Origin of the sequence: Nostoc sp. LPT, from assembly GCF_017115165.1 — a bacterium.
Taxonomy (GTDB): domain Bacteria; phylum Cyanobacteriota; class Cyanobacteriia; order Cyanobacteriales; family Nostocaceae; genus Nostoc.
Map to the genome: position 1 here is coordinate 78,134 of NZ_JABXKF010000053.1, position 12,819 is coordinate 90,952.

A 12,819-nucleotide genomic window follows, 5' to 3' on the forward strand; every position below is an offset into this window, starting at 1 on the left:
ATTTTGTAAATGAACATTGAAAATCAACAACGCAATCCCGTTTTGTTAATACACGGCATTGACGACACAGAAGCAGTTTTTTATAAAATGAGGGCATATCTCATACAACAGGGTTGGTCTGTATATAGCCTGAATCTAGTTCCTAATAATGGTGATGTGGGTCTTGATGAATTGGCAAAACAAGTAGCTGATTATGTTACAGCGACCTTTGCACCAGAACAACGCCTAGATTTAATCGGCTTCAGCATGGGAGGAATTGTCAGCCGTTACTATGTTCAGCGATTGGCAGGAATTAACCGCGTGCAGCGATTTATTACCATCTCTTCCCCCCATTATGGAACTGTGGTTGCTTATGGTTCCCGGCGTCCTGGTTGCCTACAAATGCGCCCCGATAGCATTTTTCTCAAGGATTTAAATTCTGATGCTGTAATGTTGGGGCAGTTAGATTTTACGTCTATCTGGACACCTTATGATTTAATGATTGTCCCAGCAAATAGTTCACAAATGCCCGTAGGAAGCAAAGTGATAGTACCAGTTAGTCTACACCCTTGGATGCTGACAGACTCTAGGAGTTTAGCGGTAGTCACAGCAGCTTTAGCAAAGCCTATTAAGCTACCCTTGCTGAATAAAAATCCAGTCATTAGCTAGAATTATTGCCACACTTGATTTATTCCTCTTTAATTACGAATTACGAATTTCTTAAGTCCTATCCCCAATTTGCGTATGTTCGTAACTCCCAAAAATCGCCTCTGGGTGACGATAATACTTGAACTCCATGAGGTTATAAAAAGGATCTTCTAAAAAGAAAGTGCGATGCTCAAGGGGAGAACCAACAAAGCGATTTTTGGTTTCTTCGCGGAAAAGTAGCTGTTGTTGTTGTGCCCTTTTTAGTAAGTCTTGCCAGTCACCTTCTTGGGTAAAAATTAGCCCAAAGTGTCTGGGATAGATAGTTTGTTGCGGTGTCAAAGGTTCTTTTGTGACATGAGCCACTAATTGATGACCGTAGAGATTAAGAATCAGGGCATGGTGGTTTTCACGACCAGGAATGCAGCCCAAAGCATCTACATAATATGCTTTTGTTTGGGCAATGTCAGTTACAGGGAAAGCTAGATGGAATAAAGTTTGGCTCATAGCTGGTATTAAAAAGACTAGTAGTTGATGCTATCTACAATTTATGCTATTAAGTTTTGATTGTGGTTAACTTGAACACAGTTTTTATTGACATTAAATTATATTGTTTAGGCTTATGACTAAGATTCGGGACTGAGTAATACTTCAGCCACTGTACTCTGCGGTTACAGAGAAGAGTTTACTTAACTCAAAAGAAGTTTTGTATTTTGTTTAATGCACGTTCTTTAGTCAATATTGCAGTGTATGTCTAAGACATAATTGATGGTTTGACACTCAGCTTTGAGAGCTATGCCTACGCAATTTAGTTAATAATACAAACATATTACTTTACCTAGAGAGGTTTCAAAAATAAAGCACTAAGCATCACAAATTCGTTATTCTGTTGATATTCAGACAAAATTACTCATGATTAATTGCTGATGTCATTCTCAATTGATTCTGTAAATCCCTGGTTAGTAGCAGTAGTATTAAACACAATTTTATTGGGTTTAGCTTGGATTGCTCCGAAAAAGCTACTTACCCCTGCTGGATTATTCCACGCCTGGTTATTGGCCATCTTAATTTGGGTAACATTAGGCTGGCAAGGATATGCAGTAGTAATGTTCTATTTTTTGGTTGGTTCTGGCGTTACCCGCATCGGTATGGCGCAGAAGGAGGCAGAAGGAATTGCCGAGAAGCGTTCTGGGGCAAGAGGCCCAGAAAATGTCTGGGGTTCGGCTTTGACTGGGGCCCTGTGTGCCTTGGGAGTAGGAATAATAAATTCGGGATTCCTCGTACCTACTCCCCAGTCGCTAATCCCCATTACCCCTTATCCCCAGAGGGGGCCCCACCTTCTCCTGTCTCTATTATTGTTAGCCTATGTAGCGAGTTTCAGTACAAAGCTGGCTGACACCACTGCTAGTGAAGTTGGTAAAGCTTATGGTAAAAGCACCTTTTTGATTACCACACTCCAACCAGTACCTCGTGGTACAGAAGGAGCGATAAGCTTGGAGGGAACTTTAGCTGGGATTGTGGCTTCTGTAGCGATCGCATTTGTGGGTTGGGGAGTTGGCTTAATCGATCTATTGGGAATAGCTTGGTGTGTGCTGGCAGCATTTATTGCCACCAACCTAGAAAGTGTGATTGGCGCAACACTGCAATCTAAGTATACCTGGCTGACCAATGAAGTAGTAAATATTTTTAATACATTAATTGGTGCGATCGCATCTGTGCTACTTGCTTGGACATGGATAACTTTCATTAACTAGACTGATGAGAATAAACAATTACTCGTTTAAGTGGGGCATTGAGCAAAACAATTCCGTTAACAACACGGGCTAAATGCCCTGCTACCACTAACAGCACTCTTAAAGTGTATTGCTAGAAAATAACTAATTTGCCTTACTACTGCGCCACCACTAATATTTTCAATCCTGATTTTGTCCCCACTAGACTGTAAAAGTGATCGTAGCAAATTATTTTATTTTAGTAGCAAATTATTTTATTTACTAACTATATAATTTTTTGACCATTTAAATGTAATTAGTTCATGGAATCTTTATCATATTTATCCATTAATGACTAGATGATTTCTATATGATTTAATTTAAAAGTCCTATAAGTGTTTAACCATTTTCACATAATTAGTTCATGGAATCTTTATCATTTTTGACAATTAATGACCAAATAATTTCTATAGAGCAAGCAGTAAAGTACCTGCAAGCCTCTGGAAAATTGGGACAGTTCATTGGGGATATTCTCCGGCAGTACGTAATTGAGTCAGAAATCAGAACACGAGATGATATTGAAATTGGCACCGCAATAACTGAACAGTCAATTATTGACTTTAGGCTGAAAAATCAACTGACTGACCCCCAAAGTTTTCAAGAATGGTTAAAGACAAATAACACAGATTACAGTACCTTTCACACATCGGTCACTTTTGGCTACAAGTTAGAAAAACTAAAAGCTGTAGTGACAGAAACAAAACTCGCAGAATATTTTATTGAACGCAAGATTTTCTTGGATCGGGTGGTACTTTCCCGGATTGTTGTTGATAATCGAGAATTAGCAGACGAACTCCAAACCCAAATTGAAGAAGGAGGTAGTTTTGAGCAACTAGCTAAAGAGTATTCCCTTTCAGATGACCGAATTGTGAATGGCATGATGGGAATCGTCAGCCGAGGTAGTATGCCGGATATATTACGGGCAGCTATTGATGTCGCCAGTCCTGGACAATTGATAGGACCAATAGAAATCGTTGGCAAAGACTCTCCCCAAGGAGAAGGGCCTTATGGTTTGTTTCGAGTAGAACAATTTCTACCAGCGTCTTTAGAAGATACTCAACTACAGCAAGCACTACAAAATGAGTTGTTTGAAAAATGGCTAGCAGAGAAAATTCAAAAACTGACAGTCAAGTTACAAGTGAGTTAAAAATTCTGGATAATGAATCCTTACGATTAAAAGTGCTAGCTTCTTTGCCTTGGAATCAGCCACCGCTATGCTGGCTGACTCCCGAACAACAATCCCGATTGGAAAATGAGTGCCAAACCCGCCAGTATCGTCTTGGAGAAAAAATCTGGTCAAACGATGTCGGTGGCTATCAATTTTTAATTGTGGCTGGGAAAGTCCGCTTGCGAGAAGAGGGCGTTGGCAAACCATTAGCAGCCCTAGATGTGGGGGATTGGTTTGGCGACTTCCAAAAGCTGTCTGCGGATTTTAAAGCTGTAGCTGCTAGTAAAGAAGTGGTAGTAGTTTATTGGGATACTGCACTGTGGGCAGAATTTTCTCACCCACAAATTCTGGAATTTTGGCAAGCTTTACCAGTAGAGATGGAGGGACAAAGGGAGACATTTTCCTTCTCTGCTACTGCTTCAGTAACATCAGTCTCAGACGGGACTTCCAGTCCCCATAGCCTTCAACCCCAAAAAGGACTCCCAGCCGCCAATCTAATCACTTCAATTTATCCATTTGTTGCCAGCTGGAATACCGCTGCTGCCTGTTTAACAATGGTGGCGCAACAACTAGAAAATTCTGTGCAACTGGAATGGGTGCAGCGTCAACTCAGAGGACAACGCCCAAAACAGGTTGTGGAAGCAGCAGAAAAGTTAGGGTTAGTATTGCGGCGGTTACAAGTGAGTTGGAGTGAGTTGCGACAATTGTCATTTCCAGCTTTATTGCTGTGGAATTCTGACTCACCCCAGAGTCCATCCTGGGTGGTGGCTTATGGAGTTAAAGGCGATCGCTTAATTATCGCTAACCCTCTAAATCCTGAACGGACTTGTGAAAGCTTACCGCAATCCATAGTTGAGGTGTCTTGGGATGGACAATTATGGCAAGTAGAACTCATATCCCAGCAAGAAAAATTTAACCTCAGTTGGTTTACCCCAGCAGTTTGGAAGTATAAGGGATTGCTTACAGAAGTATTGTTAGCATCTTTCACCTTGCAGCTTTTGGGGTTAACAACACCGCTAATTACCCAAGTCGTCATTGATAAAGTGATGGTGCAGGGAAGTTTGCCAACTCTCGATGTGATGGCGATCGCACTTTTATGTGTAGCCATATTTGAATCTATACTGGGCATTCTGCGCCTATTTATCTTTACCCATACAGCTCGTCGTCTGGATTTGAGTTTATCAGCACAGCTATTTCGCCATCTGATGCGTCTGCCTTTAGCTTATTTTGAGTCGCGACGCGTCGGAGACACAGTAGCAAGAGTCCAGGAACTCGAACAAATTCGTCAGTTTCTCACAGGTACAGCATTAACTGTAATTCTAGATAGCATCTTTGCTGTGGTGTACCTGGCATTGATGTTTTACTATAATATCCCACTTACCTTTGTCGCCTTAGCAGTACTGCCGCTGTTTGCCACATTAACGATAGTTGCAACACCAATTCTGCGTAACTGGCTCAACGAAACTTTTAACCGGAGTGCCGATAGTCAATCGTTTCTAGTAGAGACAATTACAGGAATTCACTCAGTTAAAGCCCACGCAGCCGAACCAGTAGCCCGCGATCGCTGGGAAGGCTTATTTGCCCGCTTCATTCGCACAGGCTTTAAAGCTTCTACCACCTCCAATATCAGCAGTAACATTGGTGACTTTCTCACTAATTTGTCCACCATGCTGATTCTCTGGTTTGGTGCCAAGTTAGTCATCGAACAAAAGCTCACAATTGGACAGCTTGTTGCATTTCAAATGCTGTCTGGTAGAGTTACAGGCCCGCTTTTGCGCTTAGTACAGTTGTGGCAAAACCTTCAACAAGTGCTACTTTCTGTAGATCGCATTGGTAATATTCTCAACGTCTCCCCAGAAGCTGAACTGGGAACTGGCCTAGTTTTACCACCCCTGAAAGGACAAGTCACCTTCGAGCAAGTATTTTTCCGCTACCGACCAAACTTTGACGCAATTCTGCGCGGAATCTCTTTTAGTGCTGAACCAGGGCAGTTTGTTGGCATTGTCGGACGTAGCGGTTCTGGGAAAAGTACCCTGTCTAAATTATTGCAACGCCTTTATCAAATTGAATCAGGACGCATCCTGATTGATGGTTTTGATATAAAAAGTGCCGATTTAGCCTCACTGAGGCAACAAGTTAGTGTAGTTCTCCAAGAAGACTTTTTATTTAACGGTTCTATTTTGGAAAATATCACTCTCGGTAGTCCCGACATTACCGCAGAGCAAGTTGTAGAGGCGGCAAGATTAGCCGTGGCACACGACTTCATTAGTCAATTACCCTACGGTTATGAAACCAATGTTGGCGAACGCGGTACAGCTTTATCTGGTGGACAGAGACAACGTATTGCCCTAGCAAGGCTATTTCTTTCTCAAGCGCCGATTTTAGTTTTGGATGAAGCTACCAGCGCCTTGGATAGTGAAACTGAACAGCAAGTACTGCAAAACCTGCAAAAAATTTCTGCTAACCGTACCGTGTTCCTGATTGCTCACCGTTTTGCTCCCCTCAAACGTGCTGACTTGATTTTGGTATTAGAGCAAGGCGTGATTGCCGAACGTGGTACTCACTCACAATTGTTGCAACAAAAGGGTTTGTATTGGTCACTATATCAACGGCAGCAAGCAAATATTTAATAGATTTAACTAACTCAAAGCTTGTGGCTACATAAAAGATAAACGCTTGCAAAGCGGCTTAAGGATAGCCTTTGGCGAATGGAGCATAACTCCATTCGCCATTTTAATTTTGCTCATTTCAATAATTACCCTTGCTCCAGTCTAAGTGATGTAAATATTTTTATAGCTAGCGATCGCAGCAGTTTTAAGAATAACAAAAATAGTTATAACGCCCGACGATGATTTTTGGATTAGTCTCCATTAATACACCTCCAAGATTTAAGATTTACTCGATAAATTTACTCTTAATGAAAACTGTACTTGTCAGAGTGTTTTTTGGTAATAGAATTAGCATTTTGTTCTGAAATTTCATAGTAATTATTGACAATGAAGCTTATTCGCACATTGATTGAAATCTTCTGATTGTCAAGGTTTCAAGGCTTCAAACTGTCAAAAATCGGTTGCTATCTTTGAGAAAAAACTTATGCACATTGATGATGTTAATAACAATATATTGTCAAATAAACGGCTCAATGTCACTTCAATCTCCTCATTAGATAGCTTTAATACGAAAGATGACTACAGCCTTAACCTCAGCAGACGTAGTAGCTATAAGTCAGCCGATGCTGATGTGCAGTTGCTAAATAACGGTGACTCCGAAAATAGCAATAACGCTACTGCTAATGCTTTTAACGCTCAAAATTATAACCCCACTAATGGCTATGGCTTGATTAATGGAGCAGCAGCAGTGGCTAGAGCTATTAATCAGAAAACCTTTGCTGATGTTCCCGATCTTGGTGGCAATAATTGGGGAGCAGACCTGGTTAAAGCACCGGAAGTTTGGGCACATGGATACACAGGAAAAGGCGTTGTTGTCGCTGTTGTAGATACTGGAGTTGACTACAACCACGAGGATTTAAAAAATAATATCTGGACGAATAGCAAGGAAATTACAGGTAACGGTATAGATGATGATGGCAATGGCTATGTTGATGATACTTACGGCTGGAACTTTACCGATCAAAACAACAACACCCTAGATGACAACGGTCATGGTACTCATGTTTCCGGCACGATCGCAGGAGAAAATAATAACTACGGTGTCACTGGTATTGCCTATGATGCCAAGATTATGCCTGTCAAAGCTTTAGATAGCTCTGGCTCTGGTTCCTATAGTTCCATATCTAAAGGTATTCGTTACGCTGTGGATAATGGAGCTAATGTGATTAACCTCAGTTTGGGAGGCTCATCTTCTAATCGCACTCTAGAGTCAGCCATTGACTATGCCAGCAGTAAAGGAGTGATTGTTGTCATGGCAGCAGGTAATGATGGTGGCTCATCACCAGAATATCCCGCCCGCTATGCATCCAAGTCGGGAATTGCCGTTGGGGCTGTAGATAAGAATAATAATTTGGCCGACTTCTCTAACCGCTCTGGAACAAATCAAATCGCTTACGTCACAGCTCCAGGAGTCAAGATTTATTCATCAGTTCCGAATAATCAGTATGCAACTTATAGCGGCACATCTATGGCTGCTCCCCACGTTGCTGGTATCGTTGCCCTGATGCTTAGTGCTAACCCCAACCTGACTGATGCCCAAGTACGTCAGATTGTCACAGAAACCGCAGGAAATAGTACGCAAACTACAAACTCTAGTTTGAATCTTTCTAATGTCAGTTCTCTAGCGAGTCAGGTAATTGCAGACACAGCAGTAAATAAGACGCAAACTACAAGCTCTAGTTTTAATAGTTCCAATTTTGGTTCTCGAATCGGTCAGGCAATTACAGAAACAGGAAAATCTCTAACACCAGAAACTACCACCAGTTGGAATAATTCTGATTTTAGCCCTGCGATCGGTCAGGCGATGTCTAAGACGAGCTACACCTACGCAGAAACTACAAAATATCTGACATCAGCCGCAGATAATAATGGAATAGCCAATCCAGAATTGTGGTCGCAATTCCAAAACTATGAGAATAATTTGAGCAGCATCAATGTAAATAGCAATGAGGATGAGAATAATCCCGATTTTGGCAAACAACTAGAGGAAATGCAAAAACAAATAGATCAGTATAGAAAATTCTTGGGTATGACTTGAAAATTATAGCGATTTGCAGTCGAGTTCAATACTCCTCGGTTAAGAAAATCAACCAAGCTCATCAGTCGTGAATGTAGGGGTTTAGCAAGCTAAATCCTTACGTTTTTAAGCGTGGGTTGTACGATACATAAGTTGGAATGAGGTTTTTGTAACAGAGCGGCGCTGCAAGCATTGCAACGAGTTTTTAATCAATTGCACATTAGTGCTGACAAAATCTAAAGACAATGTTAAGCTTTACAGAACTTTATTAAATCTTAACCAAGCAGTTAACAGCTAGTTAATGCTAATCGTCAAGCAGGACTTTCCTCTTAATTGGAAACGTAATTAGTATGCTGAAGGACTACAACAATTGGCACCTTGAAACAGATAGAGGCTACCAACAGCAAAAAGCGCTTAAACGATACAGATACCTTAAAACTTTGAAAAAGTCCGAACTGACTTTAGATGATGAAATGTTAATTGAAAATTTTAGTACTGCATTTCAATTGTGGTTTTTCCCCATAACAGTGCGAACACTGGAGTGACTTGCTACCATTAATGACTTGGCAACTTTGGCTAGCGCCTGATATTGTGATTGAAAACCTTCTCTCCTGGCAAAAGTCAGAGGTTAAAATGACCTCAAGACGGGTTTCCCAGGCAATGGGTGTGTAGATTGTCAACTTAGTGCTGCTGGGTCATTTGATCATAGATTAGTCTAAACTCCAGTTGTGAAGATGAAGGAGATAACGGAGCGATCGCCGATTTAGCAGACTTTTCTACCTAACGGAAAATGCCTCATTGAACCGCCGCGTCACAGGTTCAGTAATGAATGTCAAAATTGACTTTTGACGAGTGACAATTTCACCTGTAGCAGCCATCCCTGGTGTAAATTCTACTTCTTGACCTCGAACATTCACTGCGTGTTTATTTAGCTTAATTCTCGTCGGAAAAACTAAACCCAATTCTTTATCAGCAATTGCATTTGGACTGACTTGCATAACTTCGCCATCCACAATGCCAAATTCTTGGAAGGGAAAAGTCGCCATTTTCACTTTTGCCTTCATTCCTTGACGAATAAACCCAATATCGCGGTTGAGAACTTTTACCTCTAGAAGCATTTCTTCCCCTTCTGGCAAAATTGACAGCAATTCTTCACCCGATTGTACTGGCCCCTTGGTGGCTTTGACTTTATAAATTGTACCGGCTACGGGAGCCTCAATCGTTTCTAAAGCTTGTTGCTTCCTCGCCTGCTCTAATTGACCTTGAACAGTTGTTAGTTCTTCTTTACGCTTATTAAACTGGGTCAAAATTTCGCTTTGGCGTTCTGATGCTACACGCTGGGCCTGACTGCGTGCAGCGTTGTAAGCTTGTTCTGCTTGGCGAATTTCCTGGACTTGGGCAGCAATATCTTTTTCTAATGATGTGGCTTTATCTTGAGCCTCTGTGATTCTATTCTGGGCGTTGATGACTTCATCTTGCGCTCTGGTGATTTCTGTCTTTGCACGAGTTAATCTTTCTTGGGCATCCAGGTAATCGACACGAGGCACAGCGCCAGGAGTAATTAGAGTGCGTAGGCTTTTTTCCCTTTCTTGAGCCAAGGCTAAATTACTTTCAATTTTAATTCGGATGCTATCTGCATTGACAAGGTTGGTTTGAGCATTCCCAAAGCTACTTTTGGCATTAACTAAATTGTCTTGCAATCGAGTCAAGCGGACTTTAGCTTGATCGATGAGTGCTATTTGGCGATTTGCTTCTGCTTCCGCCGCTGCTTGACGTGCTTGGTAGTCTTGCAGGCGGGAGTTTAAAAGTTCATCTTGCAGTTTCGTCCCAGTAGTTTTAACTCCGGTGCGTTCTGCATCCAAACGTTGTAAATCGTCTTGAATCAATCTGGTAGATTTAGCTAGGCGGGAAACATCGGTTATTTGCAAGTCTGGATCTTTTTGAATCAGAATTTGACCTTTAGTAACGCGATCGCCTTCTTGCACTTTAACAGCGACAATTGACCCTCCACCCAAGGATGTCACTGGTCTTACCTGTGCGGAAGCAATTAATTCTCCTGGTGCTGTTGCTACTTCATCTATTTGCGAGAAGTACGCCCAAGCGATCGCCCCAAAGACGATGGCGCTCATCGTTCCCGCTAATAATCTAGTGTACAGGGGTGGCAATTCCTGTACCGCCTTCCCCAATTCATAAGTAAGTTGTTCCTCCGGTTGGGCGAATCGTTCTTTTGTCTGACGTGCTTGAGCAGCATTTACCATATATTTTTGTCCTTTGTTATTTATCATTTGTCATTTGTCATTTGTCCTTGATTATTCACGAATGACCAATGACTAATGACTATTCAAACTGCTAGATAACGCCGCAAAAAACTTTCTAATGTCTCCAACTGGAAGTTATAAATTGCTTCTAAATTGGCAATTTCATCTTTTGTGCAGAAAAATTCATTTGCTAGCAATGTACGAAAAGTTCCCAAAGCTTTTTGGGTTTGGGGATTAAATAAACCTAATGCACTCTGTAACCCATCAATGAGAAATAGGGGTGAGTTAATTATTACTGGTTCTTTGGCGAAAATCCGACTAAAAATTCGGGGAATATCTTCTCTTATTAAAATCTCCGGCCCTCCAACGGCTAAAATCTGATTGCGAGCGCCTTCAACTGTCACAGAATCCACAACTATCCTTGCCAAATCATCGGTACTGACAATTGAGGTACGGTTTTTGCGATCTCCAACCAGCAAATACAATCCCGTTTCCCGAAATCGTTCTACTAGTGGCAGCAAGTTAGATGCTAATCCAGCTGGGCGCAAAATAGTGTAATTTAAGCCACTAGCTGCTAAATATCGCTCTACTGCTCGTTTGGCTTTGAAAACAGGAGCATCTTCATAACCGCGATCGGCTCCCAGTACAGAAATAAAGACAAAATGCTCTACGCCATTGGCTTTCGCCTGGTCGATGAGTTCAATATTGGCACGGTAATCTAAAGATAAGGCATCGCTATCAGAACCGTGGGCGCTGATAATATACCGCACACCCTGACTAGCTTTCTGGATATCTTTTTCCTCTAGCAAGTCACCAATGAAAATTTCTGCACCTCGGTGTTCTAACTCGCTGTAGCGCGAATTAAGGCGGACAAATGCCCGCACAGACTGTTCTCGTTGTCGTAGGAGTCGCACAACTCTGCGGCCAATTCCTCCCGTTGCACCAGTTACCAGAAACATATAAATACCTAAATTGAATAGTTACAGCGTTTATAGTTGTCAAAATGCTCGATATATGCTCAAAATTCATTGAGCAATACTTAAATAGAGATATGAGCATATTTTTATACTTTGTTACCATGCTCAAGATATAGTCATGCCAATAAGTCATACCTTATTTATTTTAATACTTTAAAAATGATCCCCCACATCCTTGTAGATGCAGGGGATAGAGTAATAGGATTAGTTTTACTGGCTCAACAAGTCAATAGCTTGTTCAAGCGACATCTTAGCCTTGTGCAAATTTAGCAGATTTTCCTGGTCATATCGGTCAGGATAGTTCATTTTCCTGCCCTCAAGGGTTATCCGAATTAGTGCTGCTTGCTCATCTATGGGTGAATTCATCTCATCTATAGCAGAATTGATGACCTGGATAGCGTTAAAGTTAGGGAATTTTAACCCTTTACCTTGCTTCATTTGTTGCAGGGCTAAAAGTGGAAATGCCATCAGAGTTACGATGTACGAGGTTTTGTATCCTGCATTGCCAGTAGGTTTGATGCCGTATCTGCGACACAAGTCGCGTAATTCTTTAATAGTTTTGATTTCAAGTTCAGAACGCGTGAACATAAAATAGTAGTGTCCATTTTTTGAATTGGATATTGGTGGTTGTACTTCCGGCAAGTTGTAGCAACCACTAAAAAACAATTTAATCTTTTGCCTACCAGTGATTCAATTTATATTTATATTTCTACATAAATGCCTAATCCTAAAGGTCATCCAGAAAATTTAAAACCATTTAAATCAGAGAGGGAAGAATCTTTAAGTGAGCGTCTTAACTTACGTGTCACAAAAACTATGAAAGAAGAACTATCTACCAAGGATGATCCTCCAGAATTTTGCCGTCGTGCAATCCAGGAAGCATTAGAGAAAGATAAAGAGAAGTAATCTCAAAGGGGTAATTGTCACGAGTGTGTGAATTATTGGAATGAGTCAGCAATTAAGCATATTGCTTTTTCAATATGCTTGATTGCTTGCGGAAAATACCGAAATGAGAAAGCAAACTGGGGTTTGAGAAAGTAAAAGCTGCTTTTGCTTGCGGAAAACACCAAAATGAGAAAGTAAAAGCAGCTTTTGAGTAAGTCAAATGTCATTTTGCTTGCGGAAAACACCAAAATGAGAAAGTAAAAGCTGCTTTTGCTTGCGGAAAACACCAAAATGAGAAAGTAAAAGCAGCTTTTGAGTAAGTCAAATGTCATTTTGCTTATTAAATTCGACTTTAGGGACTCCCAAATAAAAAAATACTCAACTACTTCTTGTGGGGTGGGCATCTTGCCTGCCCATAGCCAAAAGCTGTTAAGAGGATGTTTGAAAAG

General features: G+C 41.1%; 10 protein-coding genes. 6 read left to right on the forward strand and 4 right to left on the reverse strand.

What is annotated here, in order from left to right; all coding sequences use genetic code 11:
• Positions 1-9: 9 nt before the first annotated feature.
• Positions 10-648, forward strand: coding sequence for a triacylglycerol lipase (locus tag HWQ58_RS12415; protein ID WP_292862396.1), 639 nt, complete (start codon positions 10-12; stop codon positions 646-648).
• Between the two features lie 51 nt (positions 649-699).
• Here the strand turns inward: HWQ58_RS12415 and HWQ58_RS12420 are convergent, their stop codons facing one another.
• Complete coding sequence (locus HWQ58_RS12420; RefSeq protein WP_292862399.1) at positions 700-1,131, reverse strand: VOC family protein; 432 nt, start codon at positions 1,129-1,131, stop codon at positions 700-702.
• Between the two features lie 419 nt (positions 1,132-1,550).
• Between HWQ58_RS12420 and HWQ58_RS12425 the strand changes: the two genes are divergently transcribed.
• The 4 genes from HWQ58_RS12425 (at position 1,551) to HWQ58_RS12440 (ending at position 8,271) form a co-directional block, all read left to right on the forward strand.
• Positions 1,551-2,378, forward strand: coding sequence for a TIGR00297 family protein (locus HWQ58_RS12425; RefSeq protein WP_292862402.1), 828 nt, complete (start codon positions 1,551-1,553; stop codon positions 2,376-2,378).
• 382 nt (positions 2,379-2,760) lie between these two features.
• On the forward strand, positions 2,761-3,543 hold the full coding sequence (locus HWQ58_RS12430; protein ID WP_292862405.1) for a peptidylprolyl isomerase: 783 nt from the start codon (positions 2,761-2,763) through the stop codon (positions 3,541-3,543).
• Positions 3,492-6,194 carry a type I secretion system permease/ATPase gene (locus HWQ58_RS12435; protein WP_292862408.1) on the forward strand — a complete coding sequence of 901 codons (2,703 nt, stop codon included), beginning with the start codon at positions 3,492-3,494 and terminating at the stop codon, positions 6,192-6,194. The genes HWQ58_RS12430 and HWQ58_RS12435 overlap by 52 nt, the downstream gene beginning before the upstream one ends.
• Before the next feature lie 463 nt (positions 6,195-6,657).
• Positions 6,658-8,271 carry a S8 family peptidase gene (locus HWQ58_RS12440; protein ID WP_292862411.1) on the forward strand — a complete coding sequence of 538 codons (1,614 nt, stop codon included), beginning with the start codon at positions 6,658-6,660 and terminating at the stop codon, positions 8,269-8,271.
• 755 nt (positions 8,272-9,026) lie between these two features.
• Here HWQ58_RS12440 and HWQ58_RS12445 read toward each other — a convergent pair.
• The 3 genes from HWQ58_RS12445 to HWQ58_RS12455 all read right to left on the reverse strand — a co-directional run bounded on the left by HWQ58_RS12445 (position 9,027) and on the right by HWQ58_RS12455 (position 12,073).
• The gene (locus HWQ58_RS12445) at positions 9,027-10,535 is read right to left on the reverse strand and encodes an HlyD family efflux transporter periplasmic adaptor subunit (RefSeq protein WP_292862414.1); all 1,509 of its coding nucleotides are present in this window, start codon (positions 10,533-10,535) and stop codon (positions 9,027-9,029) included.
• Between the two features lie 56 nt (positions 10,536-10,591).
• Positions 10,592-11,467 (reverse strand): SDR family oxidoreductase, encoded by an 876-nt coding sequence (locus HWQ58_RS12450; RefSeq protein WP_292862417.1) that lies wholly within the window; start codon positions 11,465-11,467, stop codon positions 10,592-10,594.
• A gap of 228 nt (positions 11,468-11,695) precedes the next feature.
• Entirely contained in the window at positions 11,696-12,073 is a 378-nt protein-coding gene (locus tag HWQ58_RS12455) for a hypothetical protein (protein ID WP_292862420.1), read from the reverse strand.
• 129 nt (positions 12,074-12,202) lie between these two features.
• Between HWQ58_RS12455 and HWQ58_RS12460 the strand changes: the two genes are divergently transcribed.
• The gene (locus HWQ58_RS12460) at positions 12,203-12,391 is read left to right on the forward strand and encodes a hypothetical protein (protein ID WP_292862422.1); all 189 of its coding nucleotides are present in this window, start codon (positions 12,203-12,205) and stop codon (positions 12,389-12,391) included.
• Positions 12,392-12,819 lie beyond the last annotated feature (428 nt).

What these genes read in the sequence shown, in the direction of transcription:
- HWQ58_RS12415 (WP_292862396.1), top strand. Translation starts at nt 10, where the DNA reads ATGAACATTGAAAATCAACAACGCAATCCCGTTTTGTTAATACACGGC.
- HWQ58_RS12420 (WP_292862399.1), bottom strand. Translation starts at nt 1,131, where the DNA reads ATGAGCCAAACTTTATTCCATCTAGCTTTCCCTGTAACTGACATTGCC.
- HWQ58_RS12425 (WP_292862402.1), top strand. Translation starts at nt 1,551, where the DNA reads ATGTCATTCTCAATTGATTCTGTAAATCCCTGGTTAGTAGCAGTAGTA.
- HWQ58_RS12430 (WP_292862405.1), top strand. Translation starts at nt 2,761, where the DNA reads ATGGAATCTTTATCATTTTTGACAATTAATGACCAAATAATTTCTATA.
- HWQ58_RS12435 (WP_292862408.1), top strand. Translation starts at nt 3,492, where the DNA reads ATGGCTAGCAGAGAAAATTCAAAAACTGACAGTCAAGTTACAAGTGAG.
- HWQ58_RS12440 (WP_292862411.1), top strand. Translation starts at nt 6,658, where the DNA reads ATGCACATTGATGATGTTAATAACAATATATTGTCAAATAAACGGCTC.
- HWQ58_RS12445 (WP_292862414.1), bottom strand. Translation starts at nt 10,535, where the DNA reads ATGATAAATAACAAAGGACAAAAATATATGGTAAATGCTGCTCAAGCA.
- HWQ58_RS12450 (WP_292862417.1), bottom strand. Translation starts at nt 11,467, where the DNA reads ATGTTTCTGGTAACTGGTGCAACGGGAGGAATTGGCCGCAGAGTTGTG.
- HWQ58_RS12455 (WP_292862420.1), bottom strand. Translation starts at nt 12,073, where the DNA reads ATGTTCACGCGTTCTGAACTTGAAATCAAAACTATTAAAGAATTACGC.
- HWQ58_RS12460 (WP_292862422.1), top strand. Translation starts at nt 12,203, where the DNA reads ATGCCTAATCCTAAAGGTCATCCAGAAAATTTAAAACCATTTAAATCA.